Genomic DNA, 22,319 nt, shown 5'->3' with positions numbered 1-22,319 from the left:
ACTTAATCCGATTACTATAACATATATTTAAACGAGTTTAAAAACGTTCAGGAATTTGGAATTTGCGGCATATTCCCCGCATAGTAGATTTGGAATTAATACCTTTTTCACCTCAAAAGCTTAAAGCTATTTTTTTAAACAATTAAGTAAGATTACAGGAAATAAAAACATCTCTATTTTTTACTTATACATTTAAGAGATTCGAAATACATCATTTGTATTATATAATGCTTCAAATCTACTATTCTAATTATTACTGTAAAACTACATTTACAAACTTGTATTCAAAACTATCTAGTATTAAACCAAAAACACAATGATGAAAGAACAAATTAAAAGATATGCATTTTTAATGCTAATCGTTTATGGAACCGGTTATGCTCAAACCAAAAAATATATGGATGCCAAAAAACCAATTGAAGACCGCATTACACTTTTGATGAAAGAAATGACATTAGAAGAAAAAGTAGGACAAATGAATCAATATAATGGTTCATGGGATGTTACCGGACCAAAACCGGAATCTGGATCTAATGAAGAAAAATATAATAATATAAAAAAAGGATGGGTTGGTTCTATGCTGACCGTAAGAGGTGTTAAAGAAGTTCGAGCCGTACAAAAAATTGCCGTTGAAGAAACCCGTCTTGGGATTCCATTAATATTTGGTTTTGATGTAATTCACGGTTACAAAACCCTAAGCCCTATTCCGCTCGCAGAATCTGCAAGCTGGGATTTAGAAGCCATTAAAAATTCGGCACGTGTGGCGGCTCTTGAAGCTTCGGCTTCGGGATTAAACTGGACTTTTGCACCAAATGTAGATGTAGCCAATGATGCACGATGGGGAAGAGTTATGGAAGGTGCAGGCGAAGATCCTTATTTGGGAAGCAAAATTGCTACGGCAAGAGTCAAAGGTTTTCAAGGTGAAAGTTTCGGTAATACCTCAATTATAGCTTGCGCAAAGCATTTTGCTGCTTATGGTTTTGTAGAAGCCGGTCGAGAATACAACAGCGTTGATATGAGTAATTCAAAACTATACAATACCGTATTACCGCCTTTTAAAGCAACAGTCGATGCAGGAATCCGCACTTTTATGAATTCATTTAATACGCTAAATGGTATTCCTGCAACCGGAAATAGTTTTTTGCAAAGGGATATTTTAAAAGGAGCCTGGGGATTTAAGGGTTTTGTAGTTTCAGACTGGGCTTCTATAGGCGAAATGATTACACACGGTTACGCATCTGATGCCGCCGATGCTGCTAAAAAGGCAGCCATCGCAGGTTCTGACATGGATATGGAATCAAATGTTTATGTGACAGAATTGGTTCAATTAGTGAAAAAAGGATCGGTAAAAGAAAGCGTGATTGATGATGCTGTACGCAGAATTCTTCGAGTAAAATTTGAATTAGGTTTGTTTGACAACCCTTATAAATATTGTGATGAAGACCGTGAAAAAGCAAACATTGGCAGTAAGGCAAATAATGATGACGTTCTGGACATGGCCAAAAAATCGATCGTTTTATTAAAAAATGATAAAAATCTTCTGCCTTTGAAAAAAACAGGAGTTAAAATCGCTTTAATTGGTGCTTTGGCAAATGATAAAAACAGCCCATTAGGAAGCTGGAGAATTGCTGCCGATGATAATACTGCAATTTCCGTTCTGGAAGGAATGCAGCAATACAAAAACAATTCGTTGGTTTATGAAAAAGGAACAGACGTTGCTACAAATAAACAGTTATTTGTAGACGAAGTAAAAATTAATACAACCGATTTTTCTGGATTTGAAGCGACAAAGAAAGCGGCAAAAGAGGCAGAGGTTGTCGTAATGGTTTTGGGTGAAATTGGTTTTCAAAGCGGTGAAGGACGAAGCAGAACAGAATTAGGTTTACCTGGTAACCAACAGCAATTATTAGAGGAAGTTTATAAAGTAAATCCTAATATTGTTTTGGTCTTGAATAACGGGCGTCCGTTAGCATTACCTTGGGCTGCAGAGCATATTCCTGCTATTGTCGAAGCTTGGCAGTTAGGAACCCAAACCGGTAATGCAGTAGCTCAGGTTTTGTATGGAGATTATAACCCAAGTGGTAAATTGCCAATGTCTTTCCCAAGAAATGTAGGCCAATGCCCTATTTATTATAATTTATACAATACAGGAAGACCGACAGATAAAGATCAAAATGTTTTTTGGTCACATTATTCTGATGTTGAGAAAACACCTTTATATCCTTTTGGTTATGGATTAAGTTATACTTCTTTCGCTTATAAAAATTTAAAAATAGCAAAACCTTCTTTCCAAAAAGGTGAAAAAATCGAGGTTTCTGTTGATGTTACCAATACTGGAAATTTTGACGGAAAAGAAGTAGTTCAATTATACCTAAATGATCCTGTTGCCAGTATTGTAAGACCTGTTAAAGAATTAAAAGGTTTTGAACTTATCGAATTAAAAAAAGGAGAAACCAAAACAATTCAGTTTACTTTAACGGATAAGGAACTTGGTTTTTACGACAACGATGGCAAATTTTTAGTAGAACCGGGCTTGTTTAATGTTATGGTTGGCTGGAATTCAAATGAAGGGCTTACAAGTAAGTTTGAACTAAAATAAAGGCCGAAAATTAAAAAAACAAAAGAATAAATCTTTCGATTTCAATTTATCCTGAGTACGATAATTCCTTATAAGGCAATTAATCGGACTCAGGATTTTGGCAATATGGTAAATTTGAATAAAAAAAATTAAGTGTTCTGTTTAGTTTTATTAATATTGTTTTATATAAGACCTTAAAAAAGAATCCCTTCACAAATTTTATTTTCAAACGAGCTGATAAATAATACTGTTACATCTAAATGAAAAATATCAAATATATTCTTTTATGCTTTTTTAGCCTTATAAACTGCTTGTTTTCACAAGGCAAATTTGACAGCTATCAATTTAGAAGCATACAAGAAACTACTTCAAAAAGAGCCATTTCTTCTATCATTCAGGATAACAACGGCTTTATCTGGATAGGCACAAACGGCGCTGGTTTATACCGATATGACGGTGTAAATTATTTTGGATATAAATATGATAAAAAACCTAGTTCTGTAAACAGTAACTTTATTTATACGACTTTTATTGATTCTAAAAATAACCTTTGGGTAGGTACAGATGAAGGTTTGTGTTTGTACAACAGAGATTTAGATAATTTTGCCAAAATCAATATTGAAGATGTAATACAAAAAGGATACAGTGAACCTATTACAGTAAAAACAATTATTGAAGACAACAACGGGAATTTATTTCTAGGAGCTTATGGTTTCGGATTATTCAAACTTAATACTAAGACTTTAAAAGCTTCTTTAGTGCAGTCAAAAGTTTTGGACAAACCTAATTTTTTGATAAAATCTTCGGTAAAAAATAAACAGGGAATTATTTATTTAGGAACCAGTTATGGCCTTTTAGAGATTGATTTAAACGGAAAAGTTAAACAGGTTTATAAAGACAAATTTAAAAGAGAACCTCTGCTCGACGACATAGAAAATCTTGTTATAGATAAATTTGGGTATATCTGGCTGGGAACAACAGAAAACGGCCTTATAAAAATTAAACCGGAAACAGATAATTACCAATTTGAAAAGTACGCTATTACCAAAAACAAAATCTTATCCATTGTACAAAGCAGTCTGGATTACATTGTCTGCGGTACTGAAAATGACGGATTACTGGTCGTAAATTATAAAGGGCAGGTACTTAAAAAATATCTTCATAGTAAATACAATAGTTCCAGTTTAAAATCTAATTCTGTCTGGTCGTTATACGAAGACAAAGAAAAACGGCTTTGGTTAGGGTATTTTAATAAAGGTCTTGGTGTATTTGATAAACCCAACAATAAATTCAATTCGCTTGAATCTCTTGCCAATAATGATAATTCTTTACAGACCAGTTATGTAACTTCTGTTATAAAAGATAAAAAAGGAAATTTATTAATCAGCAATGAAGGCGGCGGGCTTGACATTTATAATCTTACGGATAAAAGTTATATTCACGTTAATCAAAATAATCAAAATTACTACTCTGGTTTAAATGCCATTGATATTCAAACCATATTCATAGACAGCAAACAAAACATCTGGATTGGAAGCTGGGATCGAGGAATCTACTTTTTAAAAAATGGTACGACAAGATTCATAAATTATAATACCGCAAACACGTCAGGATTAAAATCAAATAGAATTTTCAGTTTTTCAGAAGATTCAAAAGGCCGAATCTGGATTGGCACTTTCATAAAAGGACTGCATTATTTTGACAATAAGAGCGGCACATTTGTGCATTGTGACTTTAAACCATTTGCTGAGAATGCTTTAGATAATGCTTTTATTCGTAAAGTTTTTGTAGACTCAGATAATGTCCTTTGGGTAGGAACAATTTTAGGATTGTATCAGGTTAATTTAAAAAACGAATCGGGCTTTAAAGTGACAAAAATGCGCGATGCCATGTTCAGCGGCATAAACAAACACAACAGTATTCAAACTATTTTATCCATTTATGAATCTAATGATAAAACAATATGGATAGGAACTGACGGTCAGGGATTATTTAGTTACCATAAAAAAAATAAGATATTTTCAAATTATGATGATTTTCCGGGTTTTAAAGAAAAATCTGTTCGTGCTATAATTTCTGATAATAATGGTTCTTTATGGGTAAGTGGCGGATCCGGATTAACAAAACTCGATTTTAAAAATAAAAAAAGCACCAATTTCAATAAAGATGATGGTCTTATTGATAACGATTTTAATAATAATGCGGTCTTTAAAGATGGAAACGGAGAGTTGTATTTTGGCGGTTACGAGGGTGTAAATTATTTTAATCCTAACGAGATTAAAAAAGCAGAAAAAGCCCCACACCTCTATTTCAGTGATTTTAAATTATTCAATCGATCTGTAAAACCAAATCAAGATGATTCGCCGTTAACCAAAGTAATTTCGCAAACTAAAGAAATTACACTTAACTACACACAATCGGTTTTTACGATTGAATATGTGGGAATTAACTATAATTATTCTAAAAAAAATCAATACGCCTATTATCTTGAAGGTTTTGAAAAAGACTGGAATTATGCCGGAAATAACAGAACAGCAACCTATACAAATCTGGCACCGGGCAATTATACTTTCAAAGTAAAATCAGCCAATGCAGATGGTTCCTGGAGTAATGACCAATTAGAATTAAAAATAAAAATCCTGCCACCATGGTGGAAAACCTTTTGGGCTTATTTAATATACACTGCTATTTTAATTTTTCTAATTAGATATTTCAATAAAATCTATCAAAATCGTTTTAAAGCGAAGCAGGCCATTATTTTAGAAAAAGAAAAAACCATTCAGTTAGAGAAATTAAACAATAAAAAATTACAGTTTTTCACCAATATCTCGCATGAATTCAGGACACCTTTAACGCTGATTATTAATCCTCTGGAAGACATTTTAAGAAGTAAAAAATTATCTCCTGAAATACATAACAAATTAAAAATCGTACACAAAAGTTCCGACAGACTTTCCAGGCTTATTAATGAGCTTATGGATTTTAATAAATTAGAGTTCAATAAAATTTCGCTTCAGGCGAAGAAAATTGAAGTCGTTGCCTTTACAGAAGGAATTATTGGCTATTTTAATGAAGAAGCCGCTGCCCGAAACATTAAAGTAAATTTTGAATCATCAGAAGATGAACTCGAAGACTGGCTGGATCCTAAAATGCTGGAAAAAATACTCTTTAATATTATTTCAAATGCATTCAAATTTACGCCCGATAATGGCTCTATAACTATTGCTATAGACACATCCGAAACTGAAAATGCATTGATAGTTTATGGAGAAAAAATTCCTTCCTTCTCCATAACCATTACCGACACTGGCTCTGGAATTCGTAAAAAAGATCTCAATAGAATTTTTGACCGATTTTATCAGGTCAATAATGTAAATAAAGATTATTACGGCAGCACCGGAATTGGTTTAGAAGTGGTAAAACAATTTATTGAGCTTCATAAAGGAAAAATTGAAGTAGAAAGTCAGGTGGGAGAAGGCACAAAATTTAAGGTAATATTTCCTTTAGGCAGCTCTCTTTATAAGAAAGGTGAAATAATTGACGAGGTTTTTAAAATAGAAAAGAACAAAAATCAATATTTATTTGACACTGTTAATAGTCAAAAAGATGAAGATGATTTTACGAAAGAAACCATCGACAAATCTGCAGAAGAAATAGCAAAATCATATACGGTTTTGATTGTTGAAGATAATCCTGAATTGCGACATTATCTAAAAGAAGAACTAAGCAAATCATACAAAGTTATTACAGCCGAAAACGGTAAAAAGGGCTACGAACTTGCGGTACAAAAATTACCTGATTTAATCATTACAGATGTCATTATGCCGGTTATGGACGGACTGCAGTTGTGTAAAAACATAAAAGGAGATTTAAAAACAAGCCATATTCCTTTGTTAATGCTGTCCGCAAAAGCAATGGTAAAAGACCGATTAGAAGGTATAGATTCTGGTGCTGATATGTATTTAAGCAAACCATTTGAATTAGATATTTTAAAATCCAGTCTGGCACAACTTATTACAAGCAGACAGATCATGTTTAAGAAATTTTACAGCGGGATCACAAAACAAGGTAAAGAAAAAACAACATCGCTGGATAATGATTTCATTCAAAAAATCCTGCATTTTATTAATGAAAATATCAGCGAACCAGAATTGACTGTAGAACTTTTGTCTTCTAAAATTTACCTGAGCAGAAGCCAGCTGTATCGAAAAATAAAAACATTAACAGGCGTTTCTGTTAACGAATTTATTAGAAATGTTCGTTTAGAAAAAGCAAAGCAGCTGATCGAACAAGGCAGCAATAATATTAATGAAATAAGCTATAAAGTTGGGTTTACTTCTCCCTCCTATTTTGCCAAATGTTACAAAGTTAAGTACGGTCATTTACCTAATCAGGAAAAAAAGACAAAAGAATAAACTATACACAAACAATTCAAAAAAAGACAAAAATGAATTAGTAAAGAGCTTCGGTTTACAATCGAAGCTCTTTTTTTGTCAGTCAATTTTTTCAAAAACCGAAGCTTTTAACTTCAAATAAAAATCAACATATCAAAAATATTCTCATTGTTTTTTAAACAAACAATATTTTTTACGTGAAAATTTTAGTAATACCTCAGCACTTGTTTTTCTGCTTTAGGGTCTCATTTGGCTTATAATAGGGGTTCAGATGTTTTTTTTGCATCATCTGTTGCACAATATGCATCATCTGTTCTACAATACAACACCTCTACAATTTACTTTCGTTAAGAAATATTTAAGAAAAAAGTTCTCTAGTCAAAACTCAAAACAATCAATCGCCAGAGGACCAAAATTTTAAATGTTTTTCTAAAACTTAACGATTAACTAATTATTTCAAGTAAACTAACAACCAAATTTTATGCAGAAAAGAACATTAAAAAAACTATTGTGTTTGATAGTATGTATGTGGGGAAATTTTTTCTACGCACAAACTGTTAAAGGTAAAGTAACATCAGGCGGAGCCAACCTTCCGGGTGTTAGTGTAATAGTACAAGGAACAAAAAACGGAACAGTTACCGATTTTGACGGTAGCTTCGTTTTAAACAATGTAGAACCAAAAGCGTTGCTGCTTTTTAGTTATGTAGGATACAAAAATTTATCAATCCCGGCAGATACAAAAGCAATTATGCAGGTCACAATGGTTAATGACCTCGAAAAATTAAATGAAGTAGTAGTTATTGGATACGGAACTTCAAAACGAAAAGATATCAATGGTGCTGTTTCTTCTATCAAAGCTTCGGAAATTCAGGACAAACCTTTTGTCTCTATCGATCAGGCGCTTGTGGGTAAAGCTGCGGGTGTAAACGTTACTCAAAATTCAGGAACGCCTGGAGGAGGAATTTCAGTACAAATTAGAGGAATTACTTCTATTAACGGAAATGAACCTTTGTATGTTATTGACGGAACTCCGGTTTTTGCAGATAAAAACAACGACTCCTTTTCATTCAGCGCTTTGGGCGGAGGAAACGGACAAACTAAAAATTCGGCTTTGTCTGGTTTGAATATTTCAGATATTGAAACTATTGATATCTTAAAAGACGCATCGGCAACGGCAATTTATGGTGCAAATGGTGCAAACGGTGTGGTTTTGATTACCACCAAAAAAGGAAAAAAAGGAAAATCAAAATTTGCCTACGAAACCTATTTAGGAACCCAGGAAATAACCAATACGGTTGATGTATTAAATTTACCACAGTATGCTAAATACCAAGCAAAAATTTACAAATTAAACGGTGAGCCCGTTCCCTTTCAATATCAAAAACCAGATTTATTAGGAAACGGAACAAACTGGCAGGATGAACTTTTTAGAACGGCTACAATGTACAACCATCAATTGTCATTTTCCGGAGAAAAAGAAGGAACACGTTTTTATACCTCTTTAAATTATTTTGATCAGGAAGGAATAGTTTTAAATTCAGATTTCAACAGATTATCGATGCGATTAAATGTTGATTCGAATGTAAAATCATGGTTAAAGATTGGTAATAGCTTATCCGTAAGTAAATCTTCTCAGCAAGTAGTAAGAAACGATGACAGAGGCGGTTTAGTTATGAATGCCTTAAGACAATCTCCAGAATTACCGGTTAGAACTCCAGATGGTTCTTATGCAGGGCCAACAACAGGTTTAGGATCTTCGGCAAATGAGGCAACGAACCCAATTGCTTTGTCAGAATACAATAATTCGACTACCGAAAGATTTAAAATTAATGGTAATTTATTTGCTGATTTTACGCTGATCAAAGGATTGGTTTTTAGAACCGAATTAGGATACGATTTGAACTTTTCAAAAAGTGCCACTTTTGCCCCAAAGTATACTTTAGGAAATGTGTCTGAACTTTTAAACAAATCATTCAAACAGCAGGATCAAAGTTATTACTGGAACATCAAAAATTATTTAACGTATAATAAAACCATAAACGATAAACATAACTTTACTTTCTTATTAGGTCAGGAAGCGCAGGAAAGTCGATATGAATACATAAGCGGCTACAGAACCGGTGAGTTTTTAAATAAAGATTTTACCAACTTAAACATTGGTGATATCGATACTGCATTGAACGGAAATGGTTCTGGAAGATGGTCTATGGCCTCTTATATTTCGAGATTAAACTATAGCTTTTCAGACAGATATTCTTTTTCTGCCTCTTTAAGAGCAGATGCTTCGTCAAACTTTGGCCCAAACAACAAATGGGGTTATTTTCCTTCATTTTCAGGGGGATGGACAGTAAGTAACGAAAAGTTCTTTGAGCCTTTATCAAACAGCATCAATTATTTAAAATTTAGAGCAGGTTATGGTTTGGTAGGAAATCAAAATATTCCGGCAAACAGATATCAGACAATTTTATCCTTGCTTTCCTCTCCTTTTGGAGGTGTTTCTCCAACAATTGACAATTTAGGAAATCCGGATATTAAATGGGAATCTCTTAAATCTTTCAATGCTGGTTTCGAATTGGCGATGCTTAACAATAGAGTAAAATTAGATTTTGATTATTATATTAAAAATTCATCCGATTTCCTGACCAAACAAATCAATGATGAATCGAATCAAAGTGCACTTAATTATTACCTGAATACGGGTGAAATTGTAACAAAAGGAATTGAACTTACGCTGAATACCAGAAATATTTCAACCGAAAATTTTACTTGGGACAGTACGGTTATTTTTTCAAAATACAATAATGAGCTGACAAGTTTTCAAGGCGAAGGCAAATCTTTATTAGGAAAAGTACAATTTGATTTATATACCGTTACCAGAACTACAGAAGGAGAACCAGTTGGACAATTTTATGGATATGTAACAGACGGTTTGTTTAAAAATGCTGCTGAATTAGCTGCAGGGCCAGTTCAGGAAACAGGAACGGGAATTGGAGATATTCGTTTTAAAGACCTTAATAACGATGGCAAAATTGATAGTAAAGATCAAACATCCATAGGAAGTGCAATTCCTGATTTTACTTATGCATTTACCAATAATTTTAAATACAAAAACCTTAGTTTATCAGTTGTTTTGACCGGAAGTCAAGGCAATCAGATTTACAACTTTACACGTCATTATACGGATGGAATTTATCCGGGATTTGGCGATAGATTTGGAAATGTAAGCACTCAGGCTATGCAGGCTTTTGAACCAGGAGTAAACGAAAATACAGATGTGCCAAGAATTACATTAAATGACCCAAATGGTAACGGAAGAATTTCGAATCGATTTGTTGAAGACGGTTCTTATTTAAGAATTCAGAATGTTTCGTTGAGCTACGATTTACCAAACAAGATATTCGATAACTCTTTTATCTCTAAAGTAAGATTGTATGTAAACGTTCAAAATTTATACACGTTTACAAAATATACAGGCTTTGATCCTGCCCTTGGAAATTTAGATCAGAATATAACACTGAGCGGAATTGATTTAGGTCGTTATCCTGTGCCAAGAACAACTTCTGTTGGAGTGAATTTAGAATTCTAAGATTGATAAAAAAACACATTTAACTTAATGATTCATACTCATTAACATAAAAAATATAGTTATGAAAAAACTTTTTAAAATTTTTATGATGGGAATGCTGATACCATTGCTGTCTTTATTTTCTTGTTCAGATGATTTTTTGGATGCACCATCTGAAAATCAATTAACACCGGGCGATTTGCCTGAAGGAGTTACGGCTTTTGACGGAATTGCTGAGAGTTTGTACTTTAAACCCTGGTTTACTTTTAATGATAAATTCTTAATTGCTGTAGGCGATATGTATGCCGGGAACGCTTTTACATTTGATGGTGCTTATGCGCAGTTTAAAGATGCTCAGGTAACATCACAAAACCCAATTCTTACTGAAGGATATGTTTCTTTATTTTCAGTTATCGATCAATCGAATAATTTAATGAGTTTAGTCGAAGAAAGAAAAAGTGAACTGCCGGAAGCATCGTATAAAAATGCTATCGCAATATCTCGATTCATGAGAGCAAATGCTTACTTCTACTTGGTAAGAACTTTTGGAGCTGTGCCTATTATCAATAAAGCAGGTTCTGCAGCGCAGCCAAAAAGAAATCTTGTTTCTGATGTTTATAAATTCATCAAACAAGATTTAGCATATGCAGTCGAAAATTTACCTGAAAGAGCCGCAAAAAAAGGCTATGTTACAAAATATACTGCGATGGGTATTTTGGCAAAAGTGCATTTGACCTTAAATGAATATGGAGAATGCGCCGCTTTAACCCAGAAAATTATTGGAAACCAATATACTTTAATTCAGGATTATGGAAACTTATTCAGCAGTCCGGAAAATAATAACAGTGCCGAGAGTATGTTCGCTTTACAATGGAAAGCTATTGCTACAGAATGGGGTACACAAAATACCAATCAGGCATACATAGTTCCCGGAGGTACAGGAATTACCGGAGGTGGTGACGGATGGGGAGTTTATCTTCCTTCAATCTCATTACAAAGTGGATTTGAACCAAAAGATACCAGAAAAAAGAGTACCATCATGACAGATGGTGATTTTTATCCTGAATTATTAAAAAATCAAGGCGGTTTTCTGTATAAAAAAATATATTCTTCTACAGCAGCTAATTTTAGAAAATATATTGTAGGATCAGCTGCCGAAAGAAATGATGTATTCTTTATGAGAACTTCACAAAACACCATCATATTAAGATATTCTGATGTTTTACTAATGAACTCCGAAGCTATTCTGGCCGGAGCGCCTTCTACTACTTCTGCATCTGCTTTAAGCTCTTTTAATGAAGTAAGAGCAAGGGCTGGCTTACCTGCTAAAACAGTATTGACAAGAGATGAATTGTTTAACGAAAGAAGAGTTGAATTTGCACTTGAAGGACAGTATTTCTTTGATTTAAAACGCCGCGGTCTGGCCGAAGCAACAGCAATCATTTCACAGCAGGAAGTTGGTTTTTATTCAGATGATGCCAGAACAGATTTGATTTCGAGAAAAATAACTCCGGGAAGCAATTATTTTGAACTGCCATTACCGCAGTCTGCTATTGATACTAACCCATCATTATTAGAGCCTCCGGTTCCTTTTAACTTTAACTAACTTATTATGATCAATAAAATAAAATATACAATTCTAATTCTTTTCGCATTGACTGCTTTTACAGCTTGCGATAACGACGATTCGGTTACTGCAAACGTAGATGCAATGGTTGCAGAACCGGGAGATTTACTTAATCAGGCTTTTCCATTAAATAAAGTCAGAGTAGAAGGAAAAGGTTTAGAAGGATTAAAAAAGATTACGCTGGACAACAAAATTGACATCAGTTTCAATCCAAACTACAATTCAGATAAATCGTTTATTTTCACTATTCCTTTTGATGAAAAACTAGGAAGCAGATTTGGAGTACAGCCTATTACATTTGTAACCGGATCTGGTTCGCTGACCAAAAACATTGAAATTTTACAGCCTGTTCCAACCATTACAAAAACAATTCCAGCTGTAGCAACTCCGGGATTTCCGTTAGAAATTGAAGGCACATGGTTTTATAATATTTCATCGATAACCTTAGGAGGAAAAGAGCTGAGTTATACGGTAAAATCATCTACTTCTGTTATTATCGGTTTACCTGCAAATGCAGTTTCAGGATCTGAACTGGTGATTACTACACCGGGAGGTGCCGCCAAACAAACAATAAATTTTGCTACAATCGTTTTGGTGTCTGATTTTGACGGAAATGGTGTAAGAACCGAGTGGACTTCTTATGGAGATATAGAGAGTTTTAATGCTAGTACTCCCGACGGGCCAACAGGAAATTACACCACATTAGTTTGGGGCGGTTCAACTGCAAATGGTTATAACGGAAGCAGTGCCGGCGGCGGAGCTGGTTTCCTAAGTTCATCAAATACAGATGCGACAAAAACTTTTATCGATATTGATGTAAGTGCAAATGTTGTCGGTGCTCAGTTTGCTATTCAGCTAAATACTATCGACGGTGTAAACTATGGTTATAATTTTAAAATCACCGATGTAAACTGGGCTACCAAAACCATATCAATTGCTGATTTTAAAGATAATTACGGTTTCGGTTCAAACACTGCTGCTGCACTAAATGTTTCTAAAATTAATGAAATTAAGGTAGGAGTCGCTCAGGGAGATTCGCCTAATCCAAGTGCTATTAAATTTGATAATATTAAAATTCGTTACCAATAATTGATTGGTTTTGTATTTAAACTTTAAAGAAGAGGCAGCGATCAAAAGCACCCTCTTTATAAAAAGTAAACCAAATAAATAACTATAAATAAGGACATTCTCCCTAAAAGAATATTCTATAATAAAAAACAGTATGAAAATTAAATTTTTATTAATGCTGACCAGCGTCGTCTTCTTTTTAAATGCCTGCTCAAAAGACGACAATGAAGTTGTTGAAACTTTAGAAACACCAGTTGCAAACGCTCCAAAAGATGTAAATGATAATGGTTTTAAAGCAAAATGGAATTATGTTTCCAATTCAAAAAGCTATCTTTTGGATGTTTCAACCACCGAAAATTTTGCGAGTTTTGTCCCAAATTACAATGCAAAAGAAGTTACTGATTTAAACGAAGTTGTAACAGGTTTAACCGGAGGAACTCAATATTATTACCGAATAAGAGCTAAAAATGAAACAGAAATTTCAGGTTATTCAAATGTAATTAGTGTTGTAACGACTGGTTCAAGCGGAATTCCTGAAGATCCTACTTTTTTAAAGGTAAAAGCAAATAAATTATCCAATCCGTTTTTTGTAGGTATGGCTATAAAAGCTTCTCAATTAACCAATGGAAGCCCTTATGATATCATTTTGAAAAATGAATTTAGCAGTATTTCTGCCGAATACGAAATGAAAATGGATCAAATTTCGACTTCAAGCGGTGTTTACAACTGGACTGTAGCTGATAAAATCGTGGCTTACGGAAATGCCAATAATATCAATGTTCACGGACATGCTTTAGTTTGGCATAATTCGGTACCGCAATGGCTAAAAGATTTTTCTGGTACAGATGCCGAATTTGCAGCTGAAGTAAAAAAATACATTACGGATGTTGTTACGCATTATGCAGGAAAAGTAAAATCATGGGATGTGGTTAACGAAGCTGTAGATGACAATGGCGGTACTATGAGAAATACTATTTTCTTGCAGCGAATGGGACCTAATTATGTAAAAGACTGCTTTCAATGGGCAAGAGCTGCTGCGACTGCTGCAGGCGACACGTCTTTATTATTATTTTACAATGATTATGCCACCTCAACTAATATTGCAAAACAAGATAAAGTTTTTAGTATTGTAGATGATTTAAAAGCAAATACTGTGGTTGATGGTCTTGGTTTCCAAATGCACAACATATATTTAAGCCCGACAAAAACTCAAATAGAAACGGATCTTAACAGAGCAGTATCAAAAGGATTGAAAATTCATGTTTCTGAATTGGATATACAAGTAAACCAGTCTAATGACATCTCTACTTTTACAAACGAAAGAAGATTAGCCCAAAAAGAGAAATACAAAGAAATGGTGAAAATTTATAATGGGCTTCCAGCAGCAAATAAATATGCCTTAACCATTTGGGGAATGAAAGATAATGAATCATGGATTCCATTTAACGCAGAACTGAATCATCCAGGAAATGACTGGCCTTTATTGTACGATTCTAATTTTGCAATCAAAAGTTCACATACCGGATTTCTTGAAGGTTTAGACTAAATTTGAGATTACTTATTAAAAATGAAATAAAAAGTAAAAGCCTGCGAAACATATATTTCGCAGGCTTTTTTATTCAATAAACTGTGTTTGTTTAGCTATTCTATTAGATTGGTCTTTTGTAAACCGTAACATCATCTACCCACATCATTACAGTAGTAAATAAGTTTAGTTTATTAGGATCTATAAAATTCGAATCTTTTGAACCTACATTCACATTAAAAATAATCGAATGTGCTCCGAAATTATTAAAATTAAGATTCGATACACTGCTATTTGTATAAGTTGCAACTGTTACATTATCAACCTTAATGGTTACGGTAACTACGTTGTTTTGCATTTTCCAAAAAGATTCATATAAATGCCATCCGTTATTTCCGTCTACATTAAAATTAGCCGGATAATTTCTTTCGGCTGAATTTCCTAATAAGTTGTTTCCAACAGAAGTTCCGTAAAAAATATTCGAAGTAAAACGACTTGCATTGGGCGCAAACGAATAACCTTCCATGATATCGATCTCCCCTTTTGTCGGCCAGGCATTTCCTTGTACAGACCAAAAAGCCGGCCACGCACCATAAGTATCTTTAAAAGACTTATAAGTCCCGCCATCCATCGCTATTAATTTAATATTAGCCGAAAGCATATACTCTGTGTTATTTTCTGGTTTGTATTGGTAATTAGAAGTAATGAAACCAGATTGGTATTTGTACGTGCTTAATTTTGTAGTCTTGATTTCTAAGCATTGTTTTCCGTCTCGCCATTGTGTGGTAGGAACTGAACTAGCATAGTCACAATACCAGGAATTGTAATCTGCTCGTTGTTCTTTTGTCCATTGTGAGAGAGTGGAGCCTACATCGAATGTATCTTCAAATTGTTTTACCCAGGGCGATCCAGCGACTTTTTTAGTACTCCCATTTGTACTCATTTCAGCCGGATTTTTTTCTGTTACAGAATTTTCAGCGCAAGAAGAAAATCCTAAAACGCATGTCAGCAATAATGTAATGCTACTTAATTTTTTCATAATTTGTGGTTTAGACGTTAGTAATTAATCCTAATACATTGCTGCCTTTTGATTTCTTTTAATTTCAAAATCAACAGCAAAAGTATTAGTGATAAAAGTAAGTTTATACGAAAAAACTGAATAGAAAGTTTGAAGCAGTTAATAGCATAGATGTTGTATTTTAATGCCGCAAACTTCAAAACTACCTTGTATAAGCTTCACACAGTAGTTTAAGTTATAATATTAGGATACTTAACATCAAATCTACAATTCAAATCTTTAAATGCCTTTGTTCAAAAATTTTCTAACTACATTTGTTTCACTTTTCTAAACAATTATGTCAAAAATATGCTTTCAATATCAAATTTGGTTGTAGAAGAAGAGATTAAAAATTCATTCTCTATACTTTTTCTTGAAGACAAGAAATATACACAGAAATCAACGTACAGACTTCTTTATAACAGAATTTTACTGATTGAATCAGGTATTGGGGAAATAATTATAGACGACCAGATTTTTCAAATTTCATCTTCACAATTATTTTTAGCAGCAAAAGGACAATTTATAAGTTTTAATACCGAAACAAAATTTACAGGTTACGAACTTAGTTTTGGCGATTGTTTTTGGGAAAGAACACCTTCTAGTGCCAACAACTGTAAAGCTGTTTTGTTTAATAATGCTTCTGCCAATCAAACTATTCCACTAAATCAACAAGATAACATCGAACTTATTTCTATTTTTAAGTCTTTGTGTTATGAATATCAAAAGGAGGAATACATCAATCAATTAGATGCACTGGCTGCTTATCTAAAAATTATAATGATTAAGATTGCAAATGTAAATCACTCACTCTCAAAAGGATTTGACAGCTACGAAAATCAAATCTATACACAGTTTTTAGAATTAATCAGCAAAAACTATAAAACTTCCAGAGAAGTTGCAGACTATGCCGGGCTTTTAGGAATTTCGGCGCGTAAACTAACTGATTTATGCAAACGCTGCAGCAACAGAGGTGCAAAAGAATTAATAAACGGGCAAATTATTGCAGAAGCAAAAAGAGCATTGCAATTTACTTCTAACCCCGTAAAAGAAATTGCTTTTCAACTCAATTTTACTACTGCGGAGCAATTCAGTCATTTCTTTAAAAAGAATGCTCAGGTCTCCCCTCATGAATACAGGTTACTTTTTTTAAATATTGGAAATTAACTCCTCAACAATACTCCTGTAGCTTTTGACATGCGCTTGACGTAATTTGACATTCCTCAAACAAGTTTCTCACGATACCTTTGAAAAAAACAAATTATCATGTCAGTAAACAAACTAAAAACAGTTGCAGGAATAATTATTCCGGACAGTTCTATTGCGCAGCAGGCTACAGAACTTTTATTAGAACACGGCACAGAATTTATCTACAATCATTCGCTTCGTGTATTTTTATTTTCTTCTTTAAACGGAAAAAGAAAACAGCTTAAATATGATGAGGAATTATTGTATGTAGCTTCCATTTTTCACGATTTGGGTTTAACAACACAGTACAGCAGTACCGATCTTCGTTTTGAAGTAGACGGTGCCAATGCAGCCAGAGATTTCCTGAAAAGTCATAATTTACCCAAAGAATCGCTGCAATTAGTTTGGGATACTATCGCACTGCATACCACAATTGGTATTGCTGAACATAAAGAACCAGAAGTCGCCCTTATGTATTCCGGAGTGGGTTTGGATGTTATGGGAGAAGGATATGAATATTTAAGTGATGAAAACAGAATTTCAATTCTGGAAGCTTTTCCTCGTAATGATTTCAAGAAAAAAATTATTCCCACTTTTTTCAGCGGATTTGAACACAAAACAGAAACTACCTTTGGAAACATAAAAGCGGATGTCTGTGCTTACATGATTCCGAATTTTCATCGCAAGAATTTTTGCGATTGTATTTTACATTCTCCTTGGAAAGAGTAATCAATTAATTTACAAATAAAAAGATGAAAATTTAATAACCCATTTTCAAAATTGTATAAAATAGATAGCAGTAAAAAAATTAATTTTAAGTTATTCTAATTGAAAAGTTAGATAAATCTTAAGCTATAAATTTAAACCTATCAATTATGATTTTTGACGATTACTATTATATTCCTGAAGAATCTACAGGTGATATGACTTCTTACGAAGAACAGCTGCTTTTGAATTATGATGATTACTTACAAGGAAATCTTTCCAACACCTTAACATCTCATAAACATTTCAATCTTGAATTGGATGATCTTGAAGATGAATTCCTCGACGATGATATGGAATCTGAATACGACGAAAATGACTGGGAAGAATTGGAAGACGAGCAACCTGAAAACAATGAAGATGATGCTGCGCCTGAAACTTTTTTAATGAAAAGCTGAACGTGGATGGACAAATATTGGTAAAGGAGCCGATGAAAATATTCTTTGGCTCCTTTATCTTATAAATTAATTATGATTGAAATTATACCAATGAAGTACCTCCATCAATAATTAAAGTCTGTCCTGTGCTATATTCCTGCTCCAATAAATACACAAATGTTTTAGCAATATCTTCGGTCTCACCTACTCTTTTTACAGGCAATGCGTTTCCAATATTAGCATACATTTCATTTCTTTCATTTTCAGACATACCGCCCCAAAGCTCTGTTTTTACAACTCCAGGCGAAACAATATTCACTCTTATTGGTGCTAATTCCATCGCTAATGCTCTTGTAAATCCTTCCATAGCTGCGCAGATACTGGCACCCAATGCCCATCCTTTATTAGGTCTGTTGCTTGCAATACCGCTCGTTAGTACAATTGAACCTGTAGAATTGATAAATGGCGCTGCATATTTTACGGCTGTAAAAGCACCCCAATAACGAATATTAAAATAATTTTTCGCTGTTTCCAAAGCAGTATCTTCAACATTTGAAAGCATAATATTTTCGCCCGCAGTAAAAATCAAATGATCAAACGGGCCAATTTTTTCAAAAAAACTTTTGACTTGAAATTCATCAGTCACATCAATAACAAAACCATTTGCCTGATCTCCAATTTCCTGTAAAGCTTTGTGTATACGTTGTTGATTACTTGAAGCAATAATTACATTTGCTCCTTTTTGTACAATTGATTTTGCTGTAGCCAAACCAATTCCGGCACTTCCCCCTATTATAACTACTTTTTTGCCTTTTAGATTTTCCATTTCTTCCTTGTTTACTATTATTAACTGAACAAAAGTAGAAAGTCACTTATGGAATGGATTTAACAAATGTTAAAAAAGAAATTAGAAAGCATTTTTTTTAATTCTGCTTAAGGATTGTTTGGCGATGCCAAGATAAGAGGCAATATCAGTTTGTGACACTCTGGATGCAATATTGGGTTGTCGTTCTATAAACTTTTGATAACGTGATGTTGCATCCGTACCAAGATAAAAATTACGCAGTTCTACTTTATTAAGCAAAGCTTGCTGAAAAATAGTATCCAGCATTGTTTTGAAATAGGGCAAATCCTTAATCAAAGAATCTAATTTATTTTTTTTAAGAACAATTATTTCTGAGTCACAAGCAGCCTGAACAATGTCTTGAGATACTATATTTTCGGTAAAACTTTTTAAAACAGTACAAAAATGATTTTCGCTGAAGAAGAAATGGATAACTTCATTTCCTTTTTCATTAACATTCATAATTTTCAATACGCCATTGCAGACAAAAAAGATTTCGTTTGCTATTTTATTTTCTTCAATTAAGACCTCTCCTTCTTTTACGCTTCTATATTCTAAATATTGTCCAATACTATTTCTATCTTCTAAAGTAATTTTATGAAAAAAATCTAAATGGCTACAGAACTGTTCCAGCATATTATTACAATCTTCTTTTAGCATTTTCAATATGTTTTTACTTTATCAAAGTTAGAAATATTAATCATCATTGGTCAAAAAAAAATCCAAATCCCAATTTTAAGATTGGAATTTGGATTTTAATACTATTGGAATTTTATTATTTAGTCCAGAATAAAGCTCACACTAACATTTGCAGTAATTTCGATTTCTCCAATTGCTAATGTTTCGTTTGAAGCTCCTGCATTATCAGCTTCCATTGATTTCATAGCTGCATACATTGGCTGTGGATGATAAATTTGTGAGTTATCTGAAATAACATAAGCTTTACCTACTTTTTGACCTAAAACCGAAACATAATCTTCTGCTTTTGCTTTAGCATCTTTCATCGCTAATTTTCTGGCTTCTGATTGTAATGATGTTAATTTAGAAGATTCAAAAGAAACTCTGTCAATACGATTAATTCCTTGCTGCACTAAACCTTCCATCAATTCATCATATTTAGATAAATCTTTTAAAACGATTTCTACAGTTTGTGTTGCATTGTAACTTGTTTTCTTTTTTTCGTAATCGTATTGCGGATTAAGTGCAACTTGTTTTGTTTTGAAATCTGCTGTTGGAAGATTCATTTTTTTAATGAATTTTAAAACCGCATCCATTTTTTCGTCATTTTGCTTTTTGACATCTTTAGCATTATTCCCTTTTGTTTCAACCGTAGCTGAAATACAAACCTGATCAGGTGCTACTTTTACTTTTCCTTCTCCATTTACATTAATTTGAGGAATTTGTTTGGTTTCTTGGCCGTAAGACATAGTCATAAACATGATTGTTAAAAATAATACTAGTTTTCTCATTTTTGTGATATTTTAAGTTATTGATAAAGGCATTCAAAAGTTATGCCAGCATTATAATTTTCCCAATTTAGCCATTCCAAAAAGAATCAAAATTGGGACTAAAAGTAAAACAACAATAAAGGTTTGATCGTAAACTAATGAAGGTTCTTTTATCAAAGTAATTAAGTATCCGCCAATTGCACCTCCAAAGTGCGCTGTATGTCCAATATTATCATTTTTAGCTTTCATTCCATAAATAGAATACAATAAATAAAGAATTCCGAAAATATAACCTTGAATGGGTAAAAGTCCATATATCCACAACTCATTATTTGGTTCTAATAAAATTGCTGAATATAAAACTCCAGTTACAGCTCCTGAAGCTCCAACAGCACGATAACTATAATCGTTTTTGTGAAATATCATAGTAAGAAGACTTCCGAAAATCAGACTTCCAAAATATACTAAAGCAAAAGAAAAATTTCCAAGTCCATTAATAACTACTGGTGCAAAAAACCAAAGTGTCAGCATATTAAAAGCCAAATGCATAAAATCAGCATGCAAAAAACCAGACGAAAGCATTCTGATTTGCTCTCCGGCACGTATGCTCCCAATATGAAATTCGTATTTTCTAAAAAAATAAAGATCGTTAAAACCTTTATAACTAATCAGTACATTGGCCACTATAATTCCAATTAAAATGATATTCATAAATAATATTTAATGTGAAGGGTAAAGATAAACAATATCAAACATAAGTTGATGAGAATCCAAAATATCGAGCTTATTCATTTTTACATTATATTTGTAGAAAAAAATTTTAGATGCAATTTATTGTTTATATAATAGCCTTCCCTTTACTTTGGCTAATCTCTATACTCCCATTCCGCTTATTTTATTTATTTTCAGATTTCGTATACTTTCTCGTTTACAGAATTATTAGATATCGTAAAAGTGTAGTACGCGAAAATCTGGCACTTACTTTTCCTCATTTAAGCAAGGCTGAAAGAAAAGTCATTGAGAAAAAATTCTATCACCATATGTGTGATATGTTTTTAGAGATGGTAAAAACAATAAGCATTACACCTGAAGAAATGGAAAAACGATTCCAAGTAACTAATATCGAATTAGTTCAGGATTATGCAAAACAGGGTAAAAGTGTAATTCTTGTCGCTTCACATTATGCAAGTTATGAATGGCTTTTAACAATAAACCGTAAAATTGGTTTTCAGGGAATTGCGGTTTATAAAAAAATTGCCAATCCTTATTTTGACAAATTAATTAGAAAAATCCGTTCAAAATATGATACTGAATTAGTTGAAACCAGAAAAGCGATTCCAACAATGGCCCAAAATCAGCGTGACGGAAAACTAAGCATGTACGGACTTGCAAGTGATCAATCGCCTAAACTGGACAGAATTTTTCATTCGATGGAATTTATGGGAATTGAAGTTCCCGTGCATACAGGAGCCGAAATGCTTGCAAAAAAATATGACTTAAGCGTAATAATGGTAAAAGTTAAAAAGGTTTCAAGAGGTCATTATGAAGCTACTTTTTTATCTATTGCTGATAATCCGCATGATTATAAAAATTTTGATATTACAGAGAAATACCTAAAAGAAGTAGAAAAACAAATTCTTGAAGCTCCGGAATTTTATCTATGGACGCATAAAAGATGGAAACATCGCGTGAACAAATAATATACAAAAGAAAATCCAAAAAGTAATGACCGCTTTTTGGATTTTCTTTTTTACTGAAACCTGCAAATTTTCATCATGAGCTTTTAAAGACTTTAAAATATATCTTGATGGGTTTTTGTAATATTTTTTTTTGACTTAAAAACTATACAAACCACATAAATTTGGAGTTAACTAAATCGAATA

At 33.1% G+C, this 22,319-nt stretch carries 15 protein-coding genes; 10 read left to right on the top strand and 5 right to left on the bottom strand.

Translation table 11 applies throughout. From position 1 onward, the window contains the following. The first annotated feature begins 319 nt into the window (after nt 1-319). The 6 genes from bglX to ASD98_RS03030 all read left to right on the top strand — a co-directional run bounded on the left by bglX (nt 320) and on the right by ASD98_RS03030 (nt 14,778). Complete coding sequence (gene bglX, locus ASD98_RS03055) at nt 320-2,599, top strand: beta-glucosidase BglX (protein ID WP_056200089.1); 2,280 nt, start codon at nt 320-322, stop codon at nt 2,597-2,599. A 239-nt stretch (nt 2,600-2,838) separates the two neighbouring features. Further along, complete coding sequence (locus ASD98_RS03050) at nt 2,839-6,993, top strand: hybrid sensor histidine kinase/response regulator transcription factor (protein WP_056200068.1); 4,155 nt, start codon at nt 2,839-2,841, stop codon at nt 6,991-6,993. 460 nt (nt 6,994-7,453) lie between these two features. After that, nucleotides 7,454-10,558 (top strand): TonB-dependent receptor, encoded by a 3,105-nt coding sequence (locus ASD98_RS03045; protein ID WP_056200065.1) that lies wholly within the window; start codon nt 7,454-7,456, stop codon nt 10,556-10,558. 61 nt (nt 10,559-10,619) lie between these two features. After that, on the top strand, nt 10,620-12,143 hold the full coding sequence (locus ASD98_RS03040; RefSeq protein WP_056200062.1) for a RagB/SusD family nutrient uptake outer membrane protein: 1,524 nt from the start codon (nt 10,620-10,622) through the stop codon (nt 12,141-12,143). Between the two features lie 6 nt (nt 12,144-12,149). Next, nucleotides 12,150-13,253, top strand: a complete 1,104-nt coding sequence (locus ASD98_RS03035) for a hypothetical protein (protein WP_056200059.1) — start codon at nt 12,150-12,152, stop codon at nt 13,251-13,253. A gap of 133 nt (nt 13,254-13,386) precedes the next feature. Beyond that, a complete protein-coding gene (locus tag ASD98_RS03030; protein WP_056200056.1) occupies nt 13,387-14,778 on the top strand; it encodes an endo-1,4-beta-xylanase in 1,392 nt (463 codons plus the stop codon). Between the two features lie 103 nt (nt 14,779-14,881). On the opposite strand, the gene ASD98_RS03025 is transcribed toward ASD98_RS03030, so the two are convergent. After that, complete coding sequence (locus tag ASD98_RS03025) at nt 14,882-15,796, bottom strand: family 16 glycosylhydrolase (RefSeq protein ID WP_056200053.1); 915 nt, start codon at nt 15,794-15,796, stop codon at nt 14,882-14,884. Between the two features lie 327 nt (nt 15,797-16,123). Between ASD98_RS03025 and ASD98_RS03020 the strand changes: the two genes are divergently transcribed. The 3 genes from ASD98_RS03020 (at nt 16,124) to ASD98_RS03010 (ending at nt 18,165) form a co-directional block, all read left to right on the top strand. After that, the gene (locus ASD98_RS03020) at nt 16,124-16,981 is read left to right on the top strand and encodes an AraC family transcriptional regulator (protein ID WP_056200049.1); all 858 of its coding nucleotides are present in this window, start codon (nt 16,124-16,126) and stop codon (nt 16,979-16,981) included. A 99-nt stretch (nt 16,982-17,080) separates the two neighbouring features. Further along, nucleotides 17,081-17,731 carry an HD domain-containing protein gene (locus ASD98_RS03015; protein ID WP_056200046.1) on the top strand — a complete coding sequence of 217 codons (651 nt, stop codon included), beginning with the start codon at nt 17,081-17,083 and terminating at the stop codon, nt 17,729-17,731. A 146-nt stretch (nt 17,732-17,877) separates the two neighbouring features. Continuing rightward, a complete protein-coding gene (locus tag ASD98_RS03010; protein ID WP_056200044.1) occupies nt 17,878-18,165 on the top strand; it encodes a hypothetical protein in 288 nt (95 codons plus the stop codon). 82 nt (nt 18,166-18,247) lie between these two features. Here the strand turns inward: ASD98_RS03010 and ASD98_RS03005 are convergent, their stop codons facing one another. The 4 genes from ASD98_RS03005 to ASD98_RS02990 form a co-directional block, all read right to left on the bottom strand. Next, nucleotides 18,248-18,970 carry an SDR family oxidoreductase gene (locus ASD98_RS03005; RefSeq protein WP_056200041.1) on the bottom strand — a complete coding sequence of 241 codons (723 nt, stop codon included), beginning with the start codon at nt 18,968-18,970 and terminating at the stop codon, nt 18,248-18,250. Nucleotides 18,971-19,051: 81 nt separating this feature from the next. Beyond that, the gene (locus tag ASD98_RS03000) at nt 19,052-19,648 is read right to left on the bottom strand and encodes a Crp/Fnr family transcriptional regulator (RefSeq protein WP_056200038.1); all 597 of its coding nucleotides are present in this window, start codon (nt 19,646-19,648) and stop codon (nt 19,052-19,054) included. Between the two features lie 119 nt (nt 19,649-19,767). Continuing rightward, entirely contained in the window at nt 19,768-20,457 is a 690-nt protein-coding gene (locus ASD98_RS02995) for an SIMPL domain-containing protein (RefSeq protein ID WP_056200035.1), read from the bottom strand. Between the two features lie 51 nt (nt 20,458-20,508). Beyond that, nucleotides 20,509-21,147 (bottom strand): rhomboid family intramembrane serine protease, encoded by a 639-nt coding sequence (locus ASD98_RS02990; RefSeq protein ID WP_056200033.1) that lies wholly within the window; start codon nt 21,145-21,147, stop codon nt 20,509-20,511. Between the two features lie 113 nt (nt 21,148-21,260). Between ASD98_RS02990 and ASD98_RS02985 the strand changes: the two genes are divergently transcribed. After that, on the top strand, nt 21,261-22,136 hold the full coding sequence (locus ASD98_RS02985) for a lysophospholipid acyltransferase family protein (RefSeq protein ID WP_056200029.1): 876 nt from the start codon (nt 21,261-21,263) through the stop codon (nt 22,134-22,136). The last annotated feature ends 183 nt before the right edge of the window (nt 22,137-22,319 follow it).

The organism is Flavobacterium sp. Root186, from assembly GCF_001428525.1.
Classification (GTDB): domain Bacteria; phylum Bacteroidota; class Bacteroidia; order Flavobacteriales; family Flavobacteriaceae; genus Flavobacterium.
The sequence above is the reverse complement of the archived record's forward strand: the minus strand, read 5'-3'. Positions and strand labels throughout refer to the sequence as shown.